The organism is Nocardioides sp. Root190 (assembly GCF_001428565.1).
Classification (GTDB): Bacteria; Actinomycetota; Actinomycetes; order Propionibacteriales; family Nocardioidaceae; genus Nocardioides.
In genome coordinates this window covers 814,952-836,686 of the sequence record NZ_LMIA01000010.1, presented here as the reverse complement: position 1 = coordinate 836,686, position 21,735 = coordinate 814,952, and the positions used below count along the sequence as shown (strand labels likewise).

The window sequence follows — 21,735 nt, the reverse complement described above, 5'->3', positions numbered from 1 at the left end:
CCTCGACCCACCCTCGACCCCAGGAGCACCCATGACCGAGTACGCCGTCCGCAACCCCGCCACGGGCGAGCTGGTCGAGACCTTCCCGACCGCCACCGACACCGAGGTCGGCGCCGCCGTCGACCTCGCGGCAGCGGCGTACTCCTCGTGGGGTCGCACCACCGGCGCGGCCGAGCGCGCGGCGCTGCTCCACCGCGTCGCCGAGCTCCACCTCGAGCGTCGCGACGAGCTCTCCGCGGCGATGGTCGAGGAGATGGGCAAGCCGCTCGGGGACGCGGAGGGCGAGGTCGACTTCTCCGCCGCGATCTACGACTACTACGCCGACAACGCCGAGCGCTTCCTGGCCGACGAGCAGATCGAGCTCGGCGAGGGGGAGGGCACGGCGCTCGTCCGCCGCGCGCCGGTGGGCGTGCTGCTCGGGATCATGCCGTGGAACTTCCCGGCCTACCAGGTCGCCCGGTTCGCCGCGCCGAACCTGGCGACCGGCAACACGATCGTGCTCAAGCACGCACCGCAGTGCCCGCGCTCCGCGGCCCTCCTGCAGCAGATCTTCCTCGACGCCGGATTCCCCGAGGGCGCCTACGTCAACGTCTACGCCAGCAACGAGCAGGTCGCCGACGTGATCGCCGACCCCCGGGTCCAGGGCGTCTCGCTGACCGGGTCCGAGCGGGCCGGGGCGGCGGTCGCCGAGATCGCCGGTCGCAACCTCAAGAAGGTCGTGCTGGAGCTCGGCGGGTCCGACCCGTTCATCGTGCTCGGCAGCGACGACCTCGACGCGACCGTCGAGGCCGCCGTCGGCGCGCGGATGGAGAACACCGGCCAGGCCTGCAACGCCGGCAAGAGGTTCATCGTCGTCGAGGACCTGTACGACGACTTCGTGGCCCGCTTCACCGCGGCCCTGCTCGCTGCGACTCCCGGTTCGCCGCTGTCCTCGCTGGCCGCCGCCGACAACCTCGGCCGCCAGGTGGACGAGGCCGTGGCCGGCGGCGCCTCGCTGTCCAGCGCCGGTGAGCGCGACGGGGCCTTCCACCCGGCCGGGGTGCTGTCCGGCGTCACGACCGACAACACGGCGTACCGCCAGGAGCTCTTCGGGCCGGTCGCGATGGTCTTCCGCGCCGCCGACGAGGACGACGCGATCCGGATCGCCAACGACACGCCGTACGGCCTCGGTTCCTACGTCTTCACCCCGGACGCCGCGCAGGCGCAGCGGGTGGCCGACCAGATCGACGCGGGCATGGTGTTCGTGAACGGCGTCGGGCTCGACGCCGCCGAGCTGCCCTTCGGCGGGATCAAGCGATCCGGCTTCGGACGCGAGCTGGGCCGCTTCGGCATGGAGGAGTTCGTCAACAAGAAGCTGATCCGCACGGTGTGAGGCGGCGTCGGGTCCGATGGGTGGCCCGATAGCCTCGGACCCATGCCCAGCGTCCGCCCGATCACCCCGACCGAGCACCGCGAGCACCTCGCCACGCTGCCCTCCGCGAGCTTCCTGCAGACCCCCGGGTGGGCGAAGGTCAAGAGCGAGTGGCGCAGCGAGTCGATCGGCTTCTTCGACGACCCCGGGACGCTGCAGGGCGTCGCGCTCGTGCTCTACCGCAAGCTCCCGAAGCTGAACCGCTTCCTCGCCTACCTGCCTGAGGGCCCGGTGCTCGACTGGGACACCGACCGGCTCGCGGACTGGCTCGCCCCGATGGTCGCGCACCTGAAGGAGCAGGGCGCGTTCGCCGTCCGGATCGGGCCTCCCGTGGTGACCCGGCGCTGGACCACCGCCCAGGTCAAGGAGGGCATCGCCGACCCGGAGGTGCGCCTGCTCAGCCAGGTCCCCCCGACCGAGCGGAGCCCGATCGGGGCCCGCGTGACCGCGCAGCTGCACGAGCTGGGCTGGCGTCACCAGGGCGTGGAGGGCGGCTTCGCGGCCGGCCAGCCGCAGTTCGTCTTCCAGGTCCCGCTGCGCCACGTCGACGGCCCGGACGCCGGTGCGCAGCGCACCGAGGACGAGGTCCTCAAGGGGATGAACCAGCTCTGGCGCCGCAACATCAAGAAGGCCGCCAAGGAGGGCGTCGAGGTCACCGTCGGTGGCCGCGAGGACCTCAAGGCCTTCCACGAGCTCTACGTGCACACCGCCGAGCGCGACCACTTCACGCCGCGACCGCTGCGCTACTTCGAGACGATGTACGACGCGCTCACCGAGGACGTGGAGGTCCCCGGCGACCGCTTCAAGCTCTGGCTCGCCCGCCACGACGGCGACCTGGTCGCCGCGACGATTGCGATCCGGGTCGGCGAGCACGCGTGGTACTCCTACGGCGCCTCCTCCACCGAGAAGCGCGAGGTCCGCGGCTCCAACGCCGTCCAGTGGGCGATGATCCGCGACGCGATCGAGGCCGGCGCTGCCGTCTACGACCTGCGCGGGATCACCGAGACGCTCGACTCCGACGATGCCCACGTCGGGCTGATCCAGTTCAAGGTGGGCACCGGCGGCGAGGCCGTGGAGTACGCCGGCGAGTGGGACCTGCCGATCAACCGGCCGCTCTACAAGGCGTTCCAGCTCTACCTGCAGCGGAGGGGGTGAGCACCATGAGCCTCACCCTGACCGTCGACGGCCCGCGCTGGCGCGGCCACCTCGAGACCGTCGCTTCCTCCCACCCGGGCATCGTCCCGGTCGCCAAGGGCAACGGCTACGGCTTCACGCTCGGCCGCCTGGCCCGCAAGGCGCAGTGGCTCGCCGACCGCGGCCACGACGTGCGGACCCTCGCCGTCGGCACCTACGGCGAGCTGCCCGAGGCCGAGCAGCGCTGGCACGGCGACCTGCTGGTGCTGACCCCCTGGCGTCCGTGGGTGCCCCTGCCCGAGGGCGCCCTCGCCCGCCGGCTGGTGCACACCGTCAGCCGGGTCGCGGACCTGCGCGAGCTCCTGCACGCCGACCCGTCGGCACGGATCGTGCTCGAGCGGATGACCTCGATGCGCCGCCATGGCATGGCCGCCCGCGAGCTCTGGGAGGCCGGCGAGCTGCTGCGCAAGCACCCCGGCGCCCGGATCGAGGGCCTGGCCCTGCACCTCCCGCTGGGCCAGGGCGCCCACCTGGGCGAGGTCACCCGGCTGATGAACGACTTCGTCGCCGCCGAGATCCCCACGCACGGGATGCCCGAGGTGTGGGTCAGCCACCTGACCGACGCCGAGCTCGCCACCCTGCGCAGCCAGTACGGCGACTTCACGTTCCGGCCGCGGATCGGCACCGGCCTCTGGCTCGGCGACCGGGGCGCGCTGAGCGTCTCGGCGACCGTGCTGGACGTGCACGACGTCGAACGCGGCGATGCGTTCGGCTACCGCGGCCGCACCGCTCCCAAGTCGGGCCACGTGCTGGTCGTCAGCGGCGGCACCGCGCACGGCATCGGGCTGGAGGCACCGACCGGCGAGCAGTCGATCAAGGCCCGTGCCACCACCCTGGCCCGCGGCGGCCTGGACGCGGTCGGGTTCGTGCGCTCGCCGTACTCCATCGACGGCAAGCAGCGGCTCTTCGCCGAGCCCCCGCACATGCAGGCCTCGATGCTCTTCCTGCCGCACGGATCGCGGGTTCCCGAGGTCGGGGAGGACGTCGACGTGCGGGTCCGCTACACCGCCACCAGCTTCGACCGGGTCGTCGTCACCGGCTGACGCCTCGCCCTGTCGTTGGTCGAGCAGGCGTCGCGAGGGACGAGCGACGACGTATCGAGACCATGGCCAGAGGTCTCGATACGCCCTCGCCCAGGGGCTCGGGCTACTCGACCAACGACAGTGGCTCAGCGCTTCCGGAACCCGGACAGCTCCAGGCTGCGCTCGGGTCGCTCCCGTCGTACGGCGACGGCGTTCTCCAGCGAGGTGTCCTCGCGCGCCGGGTCCTTGTCGGGGCGGTACATGTCGCGCACGATGACCGCCGCGAGGTACAGCTCGCCGAGCACGCGGATGGCGATGCCGACCCAGTAGAACCCGGCGTCGCCGCCGCCGGCGGGGGAGAGGTAGCCGCCGAGGTACCACCAGATGGTGCAGAAGTAGACGACCTCGCTGGCCTGCCACACGATCTGGTCACGCCAGCGCGGACGGGCCAGGACGGCGAGCGGCAGCAGCCACAGGACGTACTGCGGGGAGTAGACCTTGTTGACCAGCAGGAAGCCGACGACGATCAGGTAGCCGAGCTGGGCCAGGCGCGGCACCACCGCTTCGGGCCGGACCCCGCGACCGGCGGTCATCCCGATCACGAACACCACCGCGCACCAGGTGCCGAAGATGATCCAGGACCACAGGTTGATCGTGTGGGCCGTGAAGCCGACGTCGCCCGCCTGGTCGATGAGCATCCACACCGAGCCGAGGTCCGCGGTGCGCTCGGAGTTGAACGACCAGAAGACCTTCCACTGATCGGGCCCGGTGAGGTAGCCAGGGGCATTGGCGACCAGCCACGCCGCGACAGCAGCGACGGTCGCGAGCAGGAAGTCGGCGTAGCGGCGACGGCGCAGGCAGATCACCAGGAGCGCGCCGAGCAGGAAGAGCGGATAGAGCTTCGCCGCGGTCCCGAGGCCGATCAGGATGCCGGTCAGGAGTGGTCGGTCGCGCGACCACGACCACAGTGCCCCGGCGACCAGCGCCACCGCGATCAGGTCCCAGTTGATCAGCCCGGTCAGCAACAGCGTCGGGGACAGGGCGAAGGCCGCGGCGTCCCAGGGCCGCTCGGGATGGGCGCGGGACAGCAGCCAGGTCGCGCCGATCGCGAGTGCGGCGAACCCGAACGCGTTGATCAGCAGGAAGATCGACTGCTCGTCGTCAACCTCGGGGTCGGCGTACAGGTCGTCGACCGGGGACTTGTAGCGCTCCTCGATGTCGGGAGAGCCGTTGAGCAGGTGGGTCAGCTTCGCCGTTCCCCAGGCCCAGTAGGCGATGCCGACGGGGTACTCCATGACCTCGTAGCGGGCGCGGGTCTGCTCGTCGTCGGAGTAGGGCCAGGCGGCCTCGGCCAGCCCGCGCGGCACGTAGAGCGGGCGCAGGTCGGTGTAGCACATGTGGGAGTAGACCCAGTTCTGGTCCTTGCCCTCCGCGACCGAGCACGGCGCCTTCTGCACCATCCCGAGCGCGAAGGTGAACGCCGTCAGGAGCAGCAGCACCCGCAGCGGTGTCCACCAGCGGTGGGGCCGGGCGCGCTCGCCCATGGGGCCGCCGACCACCTCGCTGAGCGCAGTGACGACCGGGTCGTCCTGCGTCGGGTGGACGTGGGTCCGCTCGTGCACCACGGGATCAGGCGGCGCTGGGACGGCGACGACCCGCTCGCACCCGCGGTGCCTGGCGGGGCTTCGGCGTCTTGGTCGGCTTGCCGAGCAGGCCCGACGGACCGTCGGTCGGATCGCTGGTCTCGTCGGTGGGTGTCGTGGTCGGCTCATCCGTCGGCACGGACGCGGTGTCCGACGGAGTGACCGGGGCCTCCGAGGAGGGCGTCTCGGTCGTCTTGCTCGGCTTCGGCTCACGCGTCCTGGTGGGCTTCGGCGGTGCCGGCTCGTGGCCGTCGGTGGGCGCCTCGCCCTTGACGTTGGCGGCGCCGGGCAGGTCCTCGACATCCTGGCCCTCGAGGGCACGCTCCATGACGTTGGTCCAGGTGGCGGCGGGGTAGCCCCCGCCGAAGTACGACGGCAGCCAGTCCTTGAGCTGCTCGTTGCCCTTGCCGCGGACGTACATCACCGCGGTCGAGAGCTGCGGGGTGTAGCCGACGAACCAGGCCGAGGAGACCTCGCCCTTGCCGTTGGTCGCGGTGCCGGTCTTGCCACCGGCCGGACGCCCCAGGCCCAGGGTGGGACGACCCGAGCCGAGCTTGACGACCTGCTGCAGCGCGTAACCCACGTCGTCGGAGACGCCCTCGGGAAGCGCGCGGTCGTCGGTCACCTTGTGGGTGTACTTCACCTCACCGTTGGCGTCCTCGACCTTCTCGATGATGTAGGCGTCCGCCCTCACCCCCCGGTTGGCGATCGTCGCGTAGCCGTTGGCCATGTTGATCGGGCTGACCGTCTGCGAACCGAGCGAGACGCCCGTCTGGGGCTCGAGGCCCGGGCTCGACGCCGGGAAGCCGTACGGCGGGTTGGCCGCCGTCTCCGGCGGGATGCCCATCTTCACGGCCGTGTCGATGATCTTCTGGGGACCGTCCGGAATGGCCAGCGTCATGTCGATGAACGCGGTGTTGATCGAGTCCTGGGTCGCCTTGGTCAGATTGACCCGACCGTAGGGCTGGTTTCCCTGGTTCTCGAACGGCCGCCCGCCGCCGGGCGGGTAGTAGGGCGAGTTGCCGTCGAAGGTGTCCTTGAGCTCGAAGCCCGCCTCGATGCCGGCTGCGACGGCGAACGGCTTGAAGGTCGACCCGGCCTGGCCACCGGAGACCGCCCAGTTGATCTGCGACTGGAGGTAGTCCTGGCCGGCGAAGAAGCCCCGCACCGCACCGGTGCCCGGCTCGACCGAGGCGACCGCGACGTGGAGGTTCTTGCCGAAGCCCTCGGGCCGCTCCTCCGCGACACCCTCACGGGCGGCGTTCATGGCCTTCTTGGTGAAGGTGGTCGTGACCTTGAGGCCGCCACCGTCGATGTCCTGCTCGCTGAACCCGAGGCGCTGCAGCTCCTTGCGGACCATCGTCAGCACGTGGCCGCGCTGGCCGCCGTACTGCTCGTTGGTCTTGATCTTCGGGAACGTCGGCAGGGCGTCGCGGACCTCGGTCACGTCGGCCGCGGTGGCCTTGCCCAGCTCCTGCATCGAGCCGAGGACGTACTGGTAGCGACCGAGCAGCGCCGTGGCCGAGGCCTCGCCGTTGCGGGGGTCCAGGGAGTACGGGTTGTTGAGCACCGCGGCCAGGGTCGCGGCCTGGGCCAGCGTGAGCTCCTTGGCGTCGACGTCGAAGTAGGCCTGCGCGGCCGCCTGGATGCCGTAGGCACCGCGACCGAAGTAGATCGTGTTGAGGTAGCCCTCGAGGATCTGCTGCTTGCTCAGCTGGTTCTTGATCTTGAGCGAGAGGATCGCTTCCTTGGCCTTGCGCTTCCAGGTGCGTTCCTGGGTCAGGTAGAGGATCTTCACGTACTGCTGGGTGATCGTCGAGGCACCCTGCTGCGCGTTGCCCTGCGCATTGCTGAAGGCCGCGCGCAGGATGCCCTTGGGGTCCAGGCCGCTGTCGGTCCAGAAGGTGCGGTTCTCGGCCGCGACCACGGCGTCCTTGATCACCTGCGGCATCTCGTCGTAGTCGATCGAGTCCCGCTCCTGGATCGCGAACTGGCCGATCTCGGACTTGCCGTTGTCGTAGTAGACCCGCGTGGTCTCGGTCAGGAACTCGTCGTTCGGCTTCGGGATGTCGATCGAGCGATAGGCGATGTAGAAGCCCAGCACGCCGAGCAGTCCCATCACGACGGCCGTCACCAGGCCCCAGAGCGTCACTCGCTTGAGGCGCTGCTTCCACGTGCGCGGCTCACGGTCGCCCTTCTTGCCACCCGACGACTTGCGCCGGGTGGAGGCACCGGATGTCTTGCGCTTTCCCTCGACCACGCAGGACAGGGTACGGCGGTCACCTGTGCCCGTCCGATTCCCGCCCACATCCCAGCGGCGCACACGCGCTGGACACTCTCGATCCATCGAAAGTTCACGTTCAGCGGATATATCGCTACGATAGGTCGCATGGCACGCCGTGGGGACACCATCGAGCTCGCAGTCCTCGGACTGCTGCACGAGGGACCCATGCACGGCTACGAGCTGCGCAAGCGGCTCAACCTGATGCTCGGCTGGGGTCGACTGCTCTCCTATGGGTCGCTCTACCCGGCACTGAAGAAGATGCTCCGCGGCAACCTCATCGAGGAAGTCGTGCCCACGGGAGTTCCCTCCCGCCGGCAGCGGATCGTCTACGAGGTGACGGAGCTGGGTACCGAGGAGTTCGCGCGCCTGATGTCGGAGGTGGGTCCTGCCGCATGGGAGGACGACAACTTCGACATCCGGTTCCGGTTCTTCTCCTCCACCGACATGGAGATCCGCCTGCGCGTCCTCGAAGGACGTCGCTCGCGTCTCCAGGAGCGGCTGGACCGGGTCCAGCGCGAGCTGGCGATGACCCAGAAGGAAGCCGACCGGTACGCCGCAGAGCTGCAGCGTCACGGTGTCGAGTCGGTCGAGCGTGAGGTCCGATGGCTCTCGGACCTCATCAATGCAGAGCGCGGCGTTCAAGTACGCAGCGACGCAACCCCCGAGACGCCGACGACGTCGGCGTCGTCGTGAAACAAGCGAGGAAAGGTAACCCCATGGGTTCGGTTCGAGTAGCAATCGCGGGCGTGGGCAACTGCGCCACGTCCCTCATCCAGGGCGTGCAGTACTACCGGGATGCCGATGCCTCGAGCACCGTGCCCGGCCTGATGCACGTCCAGTTCGGCGACTACCACGTGAGCGACGTCGAGTTCGTCGCCGCGTTCGACGTCGACGACCTCAAGGTCGGCAAGGACCTGTCCGAGGCCATCGACGCCTCGCAGAACAACACGATCAAGATCGCCGACGTCCCGACGCTCGGTGTCGAGGTCCAGCGCGGCCCGACGCTCGACGGTCTCGGCAAGTACTACCGCCTGACGATCGACGAGTCCGGCGCCGAGCCGGTCGACGTCGTCCAGGTCCTCAAGGACGCCAAGGTCGACGTGCTCGTCTCCTACCTGCCGGTGGGATCCGAGGAGGCCGACAAGTTCTACGCCCAGTGCGCGATCGACGCCGGCGTGGCCTTCGTCAACGCCCTGCCCGTCTTCATCGCCTCCGACCCCGAGTGGGCCAAGAAGTTCGAGGACGCCGGCGTCCCGATCGTCGGCGACGACATCAAGTCCCAGGTCGGCGCGACCATCACGCACCGCGTGATGGCCAAGCTGTTCGAGGACCGCGGCGTGGCGCTGGACCGCACCTACCAGCTCAACGTCGGTGGCAACATGGACTTCAAGAACATGCTCGAGCGTGAGCGCCTGGAGTCCAAGAAGGTCTCCAAGACCCAGGCCGTCACCTCCAACCTCAACGGCTCGCTGGCCAACGTCGGCGCCGACGACCGCAACGTCCACATCGGCCCGTCCGACTACGTCGCGTGGCTCGACGACCGCAAGTGGGCCTACGTCCGCCTCGAGGGTCGCGCCTTCGGTGACGTCCCGCTCAACCTCGAGTACAAGCTCGAGGTCTGGGACTCCCCGAACTCCGCCGGCATCATCATCGACGCCGTGCGCGCCGCGAAGATCGCGCTCGACCGGGGCATCGGCGGACCGATCATCCCCGCGTCGGCGTACCTCATGAAGAGCCCGCCGGTTCAGATCGAGGACACCGAGGGCCGCACGCTCCTCGAGAAGTTCATCTCCGGAGAGTGATCCCGGACCAGCCGCCCCGGTTCCCGCAAGGGACCGGGGTGGTTGGCATTTTTCGACTGCCGGCTCAGCCGCCGACCTTGAGGCAACCGAGCTTCTCGTTGAGCTGGAGCCGGGTCCACACGGCCCGGTGGTCGGAGACGGCGGAGGCGAGCACCGCAGCCTGGACCGGCGTGAAGAAGGCGTCGTGCAGGACGAAGTCGATGCGTACCCGCGGTCGCGCAGCGGGAGCGGTGTTGCCGACCCCGGCGCCCGCGGCCCAGGCATCGCCGAGGCCCGCGGCCCGCAGGGTGCCGACCGGGACGCTGCCGGACTGGCTGTTGAGGTCCCCGGCGACGATCTTGGGCCGACCGTCCGCAGCGAGCACGCGGGCCAGGGCCTGCGCCTGGGCGGTCCGCGCGGTCGAGGACGTGTGCTCGAAGTGCGTCGAGTAGACGCTGACGCTGGTTCCCTTGACGTCGATCACGGCGTGGACGGCGTGCCGGTCGAACCGGCCGCCGGCGCGGGGGAGCGCGACGATCTTCTGCTCCTCGATCGGGAAGCGGGACAGCACGGCGTTGCCGGTCTGGCCGCTGCCGGCGACCCAGCTCATGCCGAGCGCCTCACCGATCTGCTTGGCCTGGATGACGTTGCCGGAGCGGCCGCGCTGGTTGTCGACCTCCTGCATCAGCACGACGTCCGGCTTCCAGCTGCGGATCTCCTCGATCAGCCGCGTCACCTCCAGCCCGCCGCCCTTGCGCATCGCGGAGTGGATGTTGAAGGAGAGCACGGTGAAGGGCGTCGTGATGCTCCCCGTCGCGCAGATCTCGGTGGGTACGTCGAGGGGGGCCGGCGCCAGGCTCGACTCGAGACTGGGCTCATAGCCCGAGGACGGCGCCTCGGGAACCTCGGTGAGGGCCGTGGCTGCATCGCGACGGGGCTCGGTGTCCTTGCCGCCCTGGAGCACGAAGACCAAGCCGACGACCAGGAGCACCACCACGGCGGCGGCCACGGTCGCGACCTGGGCGGCGGGACTGGCCGCCGGGCGGTGCGTCGGCAGAGGAGGGCGCGCCGGCTTCTGCTCGGCTGCGCCCTCCTCCCCGGCGTCCGGGTCGCGCGGGTCGTCGTCGCGCGCGTCGTCGTCCGGCTCGCTCACGGAGTCATTCAACCCCGCGGGGGCGAATGCGCGTGGTGGTGCTCAGGCCTCGGCCTCGGCCTTGATCCGCTCGAGGGTCTGGCGGATGCCGGTGCGGAGCTCGTCGGTGAAGCCCTTCTGCCCACCCAGGACGACCTTGGTGAGGATCAGCGACACGTTGGAGATGCCCTGCGGGGTCTCGCGACGCTCGGTGACCAACGTCGTGCCGTCGGCCGTCGGCTCGATCGCGAAGGACCAGACGCTGCGGTTCTCGCGGATCTTGAACGCGAAGTCACCGGCCTTGCCGTCGGCGGGCGGGACGAAGCGCACGACCTTGCCACCGGTCGGCCAGCGCTTCACGCCCTGCTTGTTGAGGTTCGAGAAGGTCGTGCCGAGCTTGACCTCGCCGCCCTTGACCGTCGACTTGACGACCTGCGGGCTCCACTTCGCCATCCGCGAGATGTCGGTGACCAGCGCCCAGACCTTGTCAGCAGGGGCAGCGATCTCGATGGAGTCCTCGAGGAGCTTCTCGTACGTGTCGGCCATGGTGGTGCCCTTCAGTGACGTCGATGTCGGATCTGCGGAACCTACCGTCGAGTAACGCAGCGGCGGTAGGTGACGCCTGCCACACCTCGGCACCCGTCAGCGGGCCGCCCACCACTCCTCCAGGGCAGCCGTGGCGTCCTCGGTGGACATCGGGCCGTTGTCGAGGCGCAGCTCCAGCAGGAACTTGTAGGCCTCACCGATCTCGCGACCGGGACCGATCCCGAGGATCTGCATGATCTGGTTGCCGTCCAGGTCCGGGCGGAGGGAGGCGAGCTCCTCCTCACCCGCGAGCCGGTCGATGCGGGCCTCGAGGTCGTCGTAGGTCCGGCGCAGCCGGTCGGCCTTCTTCCGGTTCCGCGTCGTGCAGTCCGCCCGGGTCAGGACGTGGAGACGCTCGAGCTCGGGTCCGGCGTCGCGGACGTAGCGGCGTACCGCCGAGTCGGTCCACTCGCCCGAGCCGTAGCCGTGGAAGCGCAGGTGCAGCTCGACGAGGTCACCGACCGCGTCGATCTGGTCGTTGCTGAACTTGAGCGCCTTCATCCGCTTGCGGGTGAGCTTGGCGCCGACCACGTCGTGGTGGTGGAAGGTCACCGCGCCGTCGTCCTGGAAGCGGCGCGTGCGGGGCTTGCCGACGTCGTGCATCAGGGCGGCGAACCGCGAGATGAAGTCGGGACCCTCGATGCCGGCCCGCTCGGCCAGCCGGGGCTCCAGGTCGATCGCCTGCTCGAGCACGGTCAGCGTGTGCTCGTAGACGTCCTTGTGCCGGTGGTGCTCGTCGCGCTCCAGCTTGAGCGCGGGCAGCTCGGGGAGCACGAGCTCCGCGAGGCCGGTCTCGTCGAGCAGGGTGAGCCCCGGGCGCGGACGCGGCGAGCAGATCAGCTTCACCAGCTCGTCACGCACCCGCTCGGCGGAGATGATCTCGATCCGGCTCGCCATCCCGGTCATCGCCCGGACGACCTCGGGGTCGACCGAGAAGTCCAGCTGGGAGGCGAAGCGGGCGGCCCGCATCATCCGCAGCGGGTCGTCGGAGAAGGACTGCTCCGGGGTGCCCGGGGTGCGCAGCACGCGGTGGGCGAGGTCCATCACCCCCCCGAAGGGGTCCTCGATCTCGCGACCCGGCAGCCGCACGGCCATGGCGTTGACCGTGAAGTCACGCCGACCGAGATCACCGGTGAGGCTGTCGCCGTAGGTGACCTCGGGCTTGCGGCTGTCGCGGTCGTAGTCCTCGGAGCGGTACGTCGTCACCTCGACCACCCAGTCACCCTTGCGGCAGCCGATGGTGCCGAAGTCGCGCCCCATGTCCCACCAGGCGTCGCCCCACGCCCGCAGCAGCTTGTCGGTCTGCTCGGGTCGGGCGGAGGTGGTGAAGTCGAGGTCGTTGGAGCGCCGACCGAGCATCGCGTCGCGCACCGGGCCGCCGACCAGCGCCAGCTCGTGACCGGCGGCGGCGAACAGCTCACCGAGCTCGTCGATCACCGGCGCGATCCGGTCCAGCTCGGCAGCGACCGCGGCCTGGACGTCCACCAGGCGCAGGGGAGCGTCGGGCTGCACCCCGGAGGGCGCGGTGGCGGGGAGGTCGGCGTCGGTCACGGGCGCTGATTCTATGAGCGGGGAGGGTCGAGCACCGCTTCGCCGACGTGGGGTCCCCGGGCCCACAGGTGGCACCACTACCCTCGGGTGCGTGGTTCACCGGTCCTCCTCCCTGCGCGCGTTGGCAGGAGTGGCGACCGGTCTGCTGCTCGCAGCGGCCGCACCGGTGGTGCTCGGCGCCGACCCCGCGCACGCCGTACCCCCCGACGACGAGGGGTACGACGCACCGCTGGAGGTCACCATCAGCAGCCTCACGCCGGGGGTCCTGTCCCGGACCGGGCCGCTCGTGATCGAGGGCACGGTGACCAACGTCGACCTCGAGACCTGGCGCGACATCGACCTGTTCCCGATGGCCAGCTCCGGGCCGGACTGTGCGCTCACCCCCTGCGCCCCGGTGATGACGACGGCCGCCGAGCTGCAGCTCGCCGCCGACTCCGACCCCGAGACCCCGATCGGCGCGCGCTACCTGGAGATCAGCGACGACATCACCTCGCTGGAGCCGGGCCAGTCCGCGTCGTACACGCTCCGGATCCCGCAGGACGAGCTGCGCCGCCTGTTCCCCACGCCGACCTCCGGCGTCTACTGGTTCGGCGTGCACGCACTGGGGTCCAGCGACAAGCAGGCCTACGACAGCGTGGCCGACGGCCGCGCGCGGACCTTCCTCCCCTATGCGGCCGACCGCCTCGACGCGCCCGTCGACACCGCGATCGTGGTGCCGCTGCGGGGCCGGATCGCCCACACCGCGGACGGCGCGCTGGACCGCACCGAGGGCTGGGAGCGCTCGCTGGCGTTCGACGGCGACCTCGGCGGCCCCCTGGCGTTCGGTGCCGCCAGCGGCACGGCCCCCGTCACCTGGCTGGTCGACCCGGCCGTGCCGGACGCCGTCCACCAGCTCTCCCTGGGCAACCCCGATCGCGAGGTCGTGCCGACACCGGATCCCGACGAGGCCAGCCCGAGCAGTGAGCCGTCCGAGGACACGGAGGGCGAGGAGTCGGAGGACGCCACCGACACCCCGCTGGCCCGCGCCGCGCGCACCTGGCTCGAGCGGGCCCGCGAGGAGCTCGAGTCCGGTGCCGTCGCGACCCTGCCCTACGGCGACCCCGACATCGCGGCAGCGGCGGACTCCCAGCCCACCCTCTACCGCTCGGCCCGCGAGCTCGGCGGGACGGTGCTCGGCGCCTGGGAGATCGACGGCAACGCCGTCGTGGCCCCACCGGACGGCTACCTGGACCGGGCCGGCATCGACTCCGTCGACGACGACGCGCCCCTGCTCCTCGGTGACCGGATGTTCCCTGCCGAGACGTTCTCCGTGCGACCGCCCGTCGCCGGCCTGATCGGCGAGCGCCCCGTGGTCGTCACCGCCGAGGCGGCGGCCGACGGCGGGCCCGGACCGGACCCGGCCCAGGCGCCGGTCGCCCTGCGTCAGCGGATCCTGAGCGAGGCCGTCGTACGACTCCTCCGCGCAGGCCGGCAGGCCCCCGAGCCGCTGGTCGTGGTCCTCCCGGCCACCGTGACCGCCGACGACGCCCCCGAGTTCTGGGAGGGACTGGACAGCGACCTGGTGCGCACCGTCGCCCTGGACCAGCTCGTCGTGAGCGCCGAGTCCACCACTGAGACCCGCACCGGTGACGAGCGGCAGATCGACCCCGCCGAGCTGTCCTACCCCGCCACGCAGGAGAAGAACGAGCTCTCCGCAACGGTGCTGGCCGAGGCCGGCCGACTGGTCCGGGCCGCCCGGACCTACCAGGCGATCCTCGGTGAGGACTTCGCCATCGGCACCGACCTGGTCGGCGAGGCGCTGGCCGGCACGTCGTACGCCGTGCGCAGCGACCGCTCGGTGGCCGGCCGCCTGGCCCGCACCCGCGAGTGGGTGCAGGACCAGCTGGACCAGGTCGTCATCGACGCACCGCCCGGCGTCACGCTGTCCGGCACGTCGGGCGGCTTCAACGTCGCCGTCCGCAACGACCTCGACCACCCCGTGACCGTGCAGGTGCGGGCCAGCACCGAGGACGGCGCCGAGATCGAGGTGGCCAACCCGGTGCGCCTCGCCGCCAACAGCCGCACCTCGGTGCCGATCAGCGCGACGATGACCCGCGCCGGCGTGCACAACGTGACGCTGCGCCTCACCGACGTGGACGGTCACGCCCTCGGCGGGTCCGACACCCTCCCGCTGCGCACCGGCCAGGCCGGCATCGTCATCTGGGCGATCATCGGCGCGGGCGGCGGCATCCTGTTCGTGGCCATCGGGATCCGTCTGGTCCGCCGCTACCGCCGCCGTCACGCCGCTGAAGACGACGCCGGGAACGACGCCGGGGACGACGCCGAGCAGGAGCCCACCCCGGAGCCGGTCGCGTGAGCGAGCAGCCCGGAGCAGCGGACGGGACGGCGGCAGCCGGCGAGGCGGGGGAGGCCGACCAGAAGCGGATCCTCGCCAACACCGCGGTGATGGCGGCCGGGACCGTCGTGTCCCGGTTCAGCGGCTTCATCCGCTCCACCCTGCTCGCGGCGGCGCTGGGCATCTCGCTGCACGGCGACATCTTCACCATCGCCAACACCGTGCCGAACATGCTCTACATCCTGCTGGCGGGTGGCGTGTTCAACGCCGTCCTCGTCCCGCAGCTGGTGCGCTCGATGAAGAACGACGCCGACGGCGGCGCGGCGTACGTCGACCGCGTGATGACGCTGGCGATCTGCTTCCTCGGCCTGGTGACCGTGCTGCTGGTGGTCTTCGCGCCCCTCGTGATGCAGGTCGTGCTCACCTCGAAGTTCGACCAGCCCGAGCTCGCCGAGCAACGCCAGTCGGCGATCGACTTCGCGCGCTTCTGCCTGCCGCAGGTGTTCTTCTACGGGATGTTCGTGCTGGTCGGCCAGGTCCTCAACGCACGCGGCCGCTTCGGCCCGATGATGTGGGCGCCGATCGCCAACAACGTCATCTCGGTCGCGGTGCTGGTCACCTACCTCGTGGCGTTCGGCCCCGCGACGACCGCCGAGCAGCAGGGACCGTTCACCCCGGGGCAGGAGACGCTGCTCGGGATCGGCTCGACGCTCGGGATCGCCGTCCAGCTGCTGGTGCTCGTGCCCTACCTGCGCTCCGCAGGAATCCGCTACCGGCCGCGCTTCGACGTCCGAGGTGTCGGCCTGGGCCAGACCTTCCGGCTGGCCGTGTGGACGGTGCTGTTCGTGATCGTCAACCAGGTCGCCTACGTCGTCGTGGTGCGCCTCGCCTCCGGCGGCACCGCGTCCGCCGCGGACGGCACCGGCATCACGATCTACTCCAGCGTGATGCTGGTCGTGATGGTGCCGCACTCGATCATCACCGTCTCCCTGGCGACCGCGATCCTGCCGAGGCTGTCAGCCGCCGCCGCCGGCAACGACCTCGGCGGCCTGGCCACGACCCTCGGCAGCACCCTGCGCACGGCCCTCGCGGTGGTCGTCCCGTTCGCCGTGCTGATGCCCTCGATCGCGCTGCCACTCGCCCAGGTGATCTGGGGCCACGGCGCCGCCGGTGAGACCTATCCACGCTTCGAGTCGTCGATGATCCTTTTCGCCGTCGGCGTGGTCGTGTTCACGGTGCACTACCTGGTGCTGCGCGGGTTCTACGCCCTCGAGCACAACCGCACGGTCTTCTTCGTGCAGTGCGTGATCGCGGCGACCAACATCGCCCTGGCCCTGGTCCTGGTGCACCGGGTCGACCCCGAGGACACCGCGCCGATGCTGGTGCTGGCCTACGTCGGCGCCTACACCGTCGGCGCAGTGATCTCGAGCGTCGTGCTGGTCCGCCTGCTGCGCGCCGGTGGGCATCCGCCGTCCGGTGGCGCCCGGGCCTGGCGCGGGTTCCTGATCCGGCTGGCGGTGGCCGCCGCGGTCGTGTTCGCCGTGGGCGCCTTCCTCGACCTCCTCGTCACCGACACCATCGACGAGCTCGTCGAGGACCCCAGCTGGCCCTGGGCCGTGCTCCAGGCCGCGGTCATCTCCGCCGGCGCCGGCGCAGCCCTGCTCGGTGCCGCCACGGTGCTCCGCATCGAGGAGGTCACCTCGGTCGTCCGCACGATCACTGCGCGGCTTCGTCGCGCGTGACCACCCACCCTCCTAGGATGGATCGAGACCAGAGAGGGACGACCTGAGGTGGCGACGTCGACTCGGTCGGGGGATGTGCTCGCCGGCCGTTATCGGTTGATCGACCTGCTGAGCGAGAGCGGAGGCGGGCGGTTCTGGCGTGCCCGTGACCAGGTGCTCGAGCGGTACGTCGCCCTGCACGTCATCGACGTCGACGACCCGCGTGCGCCCGGCCTCGTGGAAGCGGCCCGCACCTCGGCCGCCGTCCTGGACCCCCGGGTCCTGCGGGTGCTCGACGCCCAGCAGGAGGACGGCCGCTGCTTCGTCGTCAACGAGTGGGGCAACGGGATCTCGCTGGACATCCTGGTCACCCACGCCGGACCGCTCGGCCCGCGCCGGGCCGCCTGGCTGGTGGCCGACGTCGCCGGCGCGATCGCCAATGCGCACGAGGCCGGCGTCACCCACGGCCGGTTGAACCCCGAGAACGTCCTCATCGACCGGTACGGCGCGGTGCGCCTGATCGGCATGTGTGTCGACGCCGCCCTGCACGGACAGGAGCCCGGAGACGTCCAGGGCGACCTGGAGGACCTCGGCGGACTCCTCTACTGCGCGCTGGCCGGTGTCTGGCCGGGCCCGTCGGGCTCGATCGTGCCGGCGGCGCCGCGGGAGAACGGCTCCTTCCTCAGCCCACGCCAGGTGCGCGCGGGGGTGCCCAAGCCGCTGGACCTGCTCTGGCGCGAGTTCGACTGCCCGAGCCAGCACAGCCGCCGGCGGCGCCTGGGCAACGAGCACCCGGACGTCTCCTCGGCCGAGGGCATCTGCGTCGAGCTGCTCGGCTTCGTCGGCGACCCGACCGGGATGCAGGAGTCGCTGGCGCAGTCCATCCCGCCGATCAACGAGCTGCGCCCCGTGTGGCTGCCCGCCGTCGCCGACCCGCTGCCGCACGACTCGACCGCCGACGACATCCCGGTCGTCGCGGCGGCCGTGGACGACCAGCCCGACCCGGTCCCCCCGGGCCTGCGCTTCGCCGGCGTCGACGTCGACGACCCGCCGATCCCGCTGGTGAGCGAGCTCCCGACCGAGCTGCCCACGGAGGCCGGCATGCCGGTGTTCGAGGAGGACGACGTCCAGTGGATCCGCACCCGCAGCACCCCTCCGCCCCCGCCCCCTCCGTTCGAGGAGCCGCCGGAGCGCCCGCTCTTCGCCGACGGGGTACGCCGTGCGCGACCCGAGCTGGACGCGAGCCCGTCCGCCGGATGGAGCGGCGCCGGTGACGGCACGCCGCCGTCCGGCTACTGGCCGTGGGACACCGATGCCCGCGCCCCTCGCGGCGCGGGTCCCGACGCCCCCGAACCCGAGGAGCAGGTGCCGGGACGGAGCTGGCTCCGGCTGGCGATGGCGGTCGCGATCGCCGTACTCCTCCTGGTGGCGATCGCGATCGCCTTCAACCTCGGCCGCGGCCGCACCGCGCTCGGCGGCGACCCGGACGCCGAGCCCTCGATCACCCCGTCCGGCACCTCCGCGACCGCCGGTCCCTCCACGGTCCTGCGGGGCGTCAAGGCCTTCGACCTCGACCCGCTCGGCGACGGCGAGGAGAACCCGGGCCAGCTCGGCGCCCTGCTGGACGGTCGCGCCTCCACGACGTGGAGCACCCAGACCTACCTCGACCAGCTCGGCCCGCCCCCGGGCCTCAAGACCGGGGTCGGCGTGCTGCTCGACCTGGGTGAGGTCCGGCAGGTCACCTCGGTCGACCTGCGCCTGGGCGAGGGCCGGACCACGGTGGCGTTGTACGCCGCGGACGAGCGGCCCACCGGCGCGCCGGAGGACAAGGCCGCCGCGACCGTCACCGGCACGGGCGAGGTCAGCCTCGTGCCGGCCGTCTCGGACACCGCCGCCGGGCTGCGCACCCGCTACCTTGTCCTCTGGTTGACCGCCCTGCCCGAGGTCGCCGGCAACGACTTCCGGGCCGAGATCGCAGAGGTGGTGGTCCGTGGCGAGTGAGCTGCGCGAGGCCGCCGAGGTCTCCGACGCCGATCTCCTCGCGGCCCACGTGGCCGGCGACGACGACGCCTTCGCAGCCCTCTTCGCCCGGCACCGCGACCGCCTGTGGGCAGTGGCCCTGCGCACCTGCAGCGACCCGGAGACGGCCGCCGACGGCCTGCAGGAGGGCATGATCGCCGCCTTCCGCCGCGCCGGCACCTACCGCGGCGAGGCCGCCGTCACGACCTGGCTGCACCGCATCGTGGTCAACGCCTGCCTGGACCGACTCCGCTCGGCGCAGGTACGCCGTGCCGAACCCCTGCCCGAGGACCTCGACGAGCACCAGCGGCGGTCCCGCCAGACCGTGGGCGACGCGGTCGACCCGGCCGAGGCCAGCCTCGTGCTCGAACGCCGGGCCGCCGTGCGGTCCGCGCTCGCACAGCTCTCCGACGACCAACGCGCGGCGATCGTGCTGGTGGACATGGAGGGCTACTCGGTCGCCGAGGTCGCGGTGATCCTCGACTGCGCCGAGGGCACGGTCAAGAGTCGCTGCTCGCGTGGCCGCGCCCGGCTCGCCGGTCTGCTGGGCCACCTGCTGGAGGCGGCAGCCGACGGTGAGGCGGCCCACGTCGCCCCGGGGAACCCCCAGGGCCCGCCGGACGTCAGATCCACGACACCCCGAGGGCCACCGGCCGCGACGCCGAGCCTGGACTGAACCGCCCGTCTCCCGATCACCCGACCCGCCACCAGCCACAGCAGGAAGCCCGAGATGACCGAACCGACCGAGCCTGACGCGCCGCTCGACGCGCCGATGGACCCTGCCCGCGAGGCGGCGGTTCGGCGACTGCTCGCGGAGGCCGGCGGGCCCGAACCGTTGCCGGACGAGGTCGCGGCGCGACTGGACGCCGGCCTGGCCGACCTGGTCGCCGAGCGGTCCGCCCTCCCGATCGTGTCCCATCCGGAGAGCCACGGCGTCGTCGTACCCCTCGACGCGGCGGCACGCCGTCGCCGCGTCCGGGTGCGGGTGCTGCTCGGTGCGGCGGCGGCCGTGGTCGCGGTCGGCGTGGGGGCCGGTGCCGTCGGTGGGGGACTGGGCCAGAGCGGTTCCGACGACGTCAGCGCGGCCAACGAGATGGCCGAGGAGGACCCGGCGCGCTCGGAGGGTGGCGGTGAGGCGGACGACTCCGCAGCCACCCTCGACGAGGGGCAGGAGAACGCCGAGGCACCCGAGGCGGAGCCGACGCCCGATGCTGGCGACCTGTTCGACGCCCCTCGCCGGGTGGTCAGCGACGGGCCGTTGCGCGAGGTGCGTGCCACCCAGCTCCGGGAGGACCTGGTGGCCCTCCAGCACGCCACGCTTCCCCGTCCCACCAGCGCCGACTACTCCACCGCGACCCTCACCGCACCCTCCGACTTCCGCTGCGAGCCTGCTGCGTTCGGTCTCGGCTACCTCGTGGGCGTGGAGTACAGCGGGATGCCCGCCGTGGTCGCCTTCCGTGAGCCGGTCGGCTCGACCCAGGCCGCCGAGGTCATCGCCTGCGGCTCCGGCGACGTCCTGCACTCGACGACCCTGCCCGCCACCGGCTGACCCACTGCCTGCCACCGGCTGACCACTGCGCGCATCCGGGAATCCTGCGGCCTACGATCTCGTTGGAGAAGTGTCCGTGAAAGAGTCCGTCGTACCCGATCCACCGGCCGAATCAGTTGGGAAGTCCCATGTCCGAGTCCGTCACGTCCGAGCCTCGCAACGTCATCGTGATCGGGTCCGGCCCGTCCGGCTACACCGCCGCGATCTACGCCGCCCGTGCGCAGCTGAGCCCGCTGGTCTTCGAGGGCTCCGTCACCGCCGGTGGTGCCCTGATGAACACCACCGAGGTCGAGAACTTCCCCGGCTTCCGTGACGGCATCCAGGGCCCCGAGCTCATGGAGGAGATGCGCGCGCAGGCCGAGCGCTTCGGTGCCGAGCTCATCGCCGACGACGTGGTCGAGGTCGACCTCACCGGCGACATCAAGGTCGTCAAGACCGCCACGGACACCTACACCGCGCGGGCCGTGATCCTGTCCACCGGATCCGGCTACCGCAAGCTCGACCTGCCCAACGAGGAGAAGCTGTCCGGACGCGGCGTGTCCTACTGCGCGACCTGCGACGGGTTCTTCTTCCGCGAGCAGCACATCGCCGTCGTCGGCGGCGGTGACTCCGCCGTCGAGGAGGCGACCTTCCTGACCCGCTTCGGCTCGAAGGTCTCCCTGATCGTGCGTCGCGACGAGCTGCGCGCCTCCAAGATCATGCAGGAGCGGGCGTTCGCGGACCCGAAGCTGGAGATCATCTGGAACTCCGTGGTCGAGTCCGTCAACGGCGAGGACTCCCTGGAGTCGCTGACCCTGAAGGACACCGTCACCGGCGAGACCAGCGAGCTGGGCGCCACCGGCCTGTTCATCGCGATCGGGCACGAGCCCCGCTCGGAGCTGCTGACCGGCCAGGTCGACCTCGACGACAACGGCTACGTCCTGGTCCAGCCCGGCTCGACCGCGACCAACGTCCCCGGCGTCTTCGCGGCCGGCGACCTCGTCGACCACACCTACCGCCAGGCCATCACCGCAGCCGGCACCGGCTGCTCGGCCGCCCTCGACGCGGAGCGCTACATCGGCTTCCTCGACCACGCTGCTGCGACCGCCGGGAATGTGTCAGCCAGCGCGTAGGTTCCACCACCAGACGTTTCGTTCACCCTGAATCCGAAGGAGGCCCCCGTGGCCGACAACATCTCCGCAGTGACCGACGCCGAGTTCGACGCTCAGGTGCTCAAGTCCGACAAGCCCGTCCTCGTGGACTTCTGGGCCGAGTGGTGCGGCCCGTGCCGCCAGGTCGCCCCGATCCTCGACGAGATCGCCGGCGCCCACGGCGACAAGGTCACGTTCTTCAAGATGAACGTCGACGAGAACCCGGTCACCCCGGCGTCGTACCGCGTCACGGGCATCCCCACCATCAACGTCTACTCCGGTGGCGAGGTCGTCAAGACCATCGTCGGTGCTCGCCCCAAGGCGGCCATCCTCAAGGAGCTCGACGAGTTCATCAACGCCTGACTCGGCCTCTCGACA

The 21,735-nt window shown here is 71.2% G+C and carries 17 protein-coding genes; 12 read left to right on the top strand and 5 right to left on the bottom strand.

Going from position 1 to position 21,735, the window contains the following annotated elements; translation table 11 throughout:
• The first annotated feature begins 31 nt into the window (after window positions 1-31).
• From ASE01_RS16735 to ASE01_RS16725, 3 genes are read left to right on the top strand one after another with little or no spacing between them, the layout of a single operon-like run.
• On the top strand, window positions 32-1,372 hold the full coding sequence (locus ASE01_RS16735) for an NAD-dependent succinate-semialdehyde dehydrogenase (RefSeq protein ID WP_056754424.1): 1,341 nt from the start codon (window positions 32-34) through the stop codon (window positions 1,370-1,372).
• Window positions 1,373-1,414: 42 nt separating this feature from the next.
• Complete coding sequence (locus ASE01_RS16730; protein WP_056754420.1) at window positions 1,415-2,566, top strand: lipid II:glycine glycyltransferase FemX; 1,152 nt, start codon at window positions 1,415-1,417, stop codon at window positions 2,564-2,566.
• Window positions 2,567-2,571: 5 nt separating this feature from the next.
• Window positions 2,572-3,648, top strand: coding sequence for an alanine racemase (locus ASE01_RS16725; RefSeq protein WP_056754963.1), 1,077 nt, complete (start codon window positions 2,572-2,574; stop codon window positions 3,646-3,648).
• A gap of 125 nt (window positions 3,649-3,773) precedes the next feature.
• Here the strand turns inward: ASE01_RS16725 and ASE01_RS16720 are convergent, their stop codons facing one another.
• Together ASE01_RS16720 and ASE01_RS16715 are read right to left on the bottom strand one after the other, a co-directional pair.
• A complete protein-coding gene (locus ASE01_RS16720) occupies window positions 3,774-5,252 on the bottom strand; it encodes a glycosyltransferase family 87 protein (protein ID WP_056754418.1) in 1,479 nt (492 codons plus the stop codon).
• Window positions 5,253-5,256: 4 nt separating this feature from the next.
• Window positions 5,257-7,530 carry a transglycosylase domain-containing protein gene (locus tag ASE01_RS16715; protein WP_056754416.1) on the bottom strand — a complete coding sequence of 758 codons (2,274 nt, stop codon included), beginning with the start codon at window positions 7,528-7,530 and terminating at the stop codon, window positions 5,257-5,259.
• Window positions 7,531-7,659: 129 nt separating this feature from the next.
• Between ASE01_RS16715 and ASE01_RS16710 the strand changes: the two genes are divergently transcribed.
• Both ASE01_RS16710 and ASE01_RS16705 read left to right on the top strand, forming a co-directional pair.
• Window positions 7,660-8,247, top strand: a complete 588-nt coding sequence (locus ASE01_RS16710; RefSeq protein ID WP_056754413.1) for a PadR family transcriptional regulator — start codon at window positions 7,660-7,662, stop codon at window positions 8,245-8,247.
• Between the two features lie 23 nt (window positions 8,248-8,270).
• Window positions 8,271-9,356, top strand: a complete 1,086-nt coding sequence (locus tag ASE01_RS16705) for an inositol-3-phosphate synthase (protein ID WP_056754410.1) — start codon at window positions 8,271-8,273, stop codon at window positions 9,354-9,356.
• A 64-nt stretch (window positions 9,357-9,420) separates the two neighbouring features.
• On the opposite strand, the gene ASE01_RS16700 is transcribed toward ASE01_RS16705, so the two are convergent.
• From ASE01_RS16700 to ASE01_RS16690, 3 genes are all read right to left on the bottom strand, one after another.
• On the bottom strand, window positions 9,421-10,488 hold the full coding sequence (locus ASE01_RS16700; RefSeq protein ID WP_056754407.1) for an endonuclease/exonuclease/phosphatase family protein: 1,068 nt from the start codon (window positions 10,486-10,488) through the stop codon (window positions 9,421-9,423).
• Window positions 10,489-10,530: 42 nt separating this feature from the next.
• A complete protein-coding gene (locus tag ASE01_RS16695) occupies window positions 10,531-11,013 on the bottom strand; it encodes an SRPBCC family protein (protein ID WP_056754403.1) in 483 nt (160 codons plus the stop codon).
• Between the two features lie 96 nt (window positions 11,014-11,109).
• The gene (locus tag ASE01_RS16690; protein WP_235536076.1) at window positions 11,110-12,537 is read right to left on the bottom strand and encodes a CCA tRNA nucleotidyltransferase; all 1,428 of its coding nucleotides are present in this window, start codon (window positions 12,535-12,537) and stop codon (window positions 11,110-11,112) included.
• Between the two features lie 157 nt (window positions 12,538-12,694).
• Here ASE01_RS16690 and ASE01_RS16685 point away from each other — a divergent pair, with 157 nt between their 5' ends.
• From ASE01_RS16685 to trxA, 7 genes are all read left to right on the top strand, one after another.
• On the top strand, window positions 12,695-14,959 hold the full coding sequence (locus ASE01_RS16685) for a DUF6049 family protein (protein WP_157537418.1): 2,265 nt from the start codon (window positions 12,695-12,697) through the stop codon (window positions 14,957-14,959).
• The gene (gene murJ, locus ASE01_RS16680; protein WP_235536055.1) at window positions 14,956-16,680 is read left to right on the top strand and encodes a murein biosynthesis integral membrane protein MurJ; all 1,725 of its coding nucleotides are present in this window, start codon (window positions 14,956-14,958) and stop codon (window positions 16,678-16,680) included. The genes ASE01_RS16685 and murJ overlap by 4 nt, the downstream gene beginning before the upstream one ends.
• A gap of 48 nt (window positions 16,681-16,728) precedes the next feature.
• Window positions 16,729-18,660, top strand: a complete 1,932-nt coding sequence (locus ASE01_RS16675; RefSeq protein ID WP_157537416.1) for a protein kinase family protein — start codon at window positions 16,729-16,731, stop codon at window positions 18,658-18,660.
• Window positions 18,650-19,354, top strand: a complete 705-nt coding sequence (sigM, locus tag ASE01_RS16670; RefSeq protein WP_082606125.1) for an RNA polymerase sigma factor SigM — start codon at window positions 18,650-18,652, stop codon at window positions 19,352-19,354. Before ASE01_RS16675 ends, sigM begins: the two co-directional genes overlap by 11 nt.
• A 54-nt stretch (window positions 19,355-19,408) precedes the next feature.
• Window positions 19,409-20,227, top strand: a complete 819-nt coding sequence (locus tag ASE01_RS16665; RefSeq protein WP_056754394.1) for a hypothetical protein — start codon at window positions 19,409-19,411, stop codon at window positions 20,225-20,227.
• A gap of 128 nt (window positions 20,228-20,355) precedes the next feature.
• Window positions 20,356-21,339 (top strand): thioredoxin-disulfide reductase, encoded by a 984-nt coding sequence (gene trxB, locus ASE01_RS16660; RefSeq protein WP_056754392.1) that lies wholly within the window; start codon window positions 20,356-20,358, stop codon window positions 21,337-21,339.
• A 48-nt stretch (window positions 21,340-21,387) separates the two neighbouring features.
• Window positions 21,388-21,720: a thioredoxin gene (gene trxA, locus ASE01_RS16655; RefSeq protein ID WP_056754389.1), complete on the top strand. Its 333-nt coding sequence runs from the start codon at window positions 21,388-21,390 to the stop codon at window positions 21,718-21,720.
• Window positions 21,721-21,735 lie beyond the last annotated feature (15 nt).

Coding starts and splice junctions, on each gene's coding strand:
- ASE01_RS16695 (WP_056754403.1), bottom strand. CDS start 11,013: ATGGCCGACACGTACGAGAAGCTCCTCGAGGACTCCATCGAGATCGCT.
- ASE01_RS16735 (WP_056754424.1), top strand. CDS start 32: ATGACCGAGTACGCCGTCCGCAACCCCGCCACGGGCGAGCTGGTCGAG.
- trxB (WP_056754392.1), top strand. CDS start 20,356: ATGTCCGAGTCCGTCACGTCCGAGCCTCGCAACGTCATCGTGATCGGG.
- ASE01_RS16665 (WP_056754394.1), top strand. CDS start 19,409: ATGACCGAACCGACCGAGCCTGACGCGCCGCTCGACGCGCCGATGGAC.
- ASE01_RS16730 (WP_056754420.1), top strand. CDS start 1,415: ATGCCCAGCGTCCGCCCGATCACCCCGACCGAGCACCGCGAGCACCTC.
- ASE01_RS16710 (WP_056754413.1), top strand. CDS start 7,660: ATGGCACGCCGTGGGGACACCATCGAGCTCGCAGTCCTCGGACTGCTG.
- ASE01_RS16725 (WP_056754963.1), top strand. CDS start 2,572: ATGAGCCTCACCCTGACCGTCGACGGCCCGCGCTGGCGCGGCCACCTC.
- ASE01_RS16705 (WP_056754410.1), top strand. CDS start 8,271: ATGGGTTCGGTTCGAGTAGCAATCGCGGGCGTGGGCAACTGCGCCACG.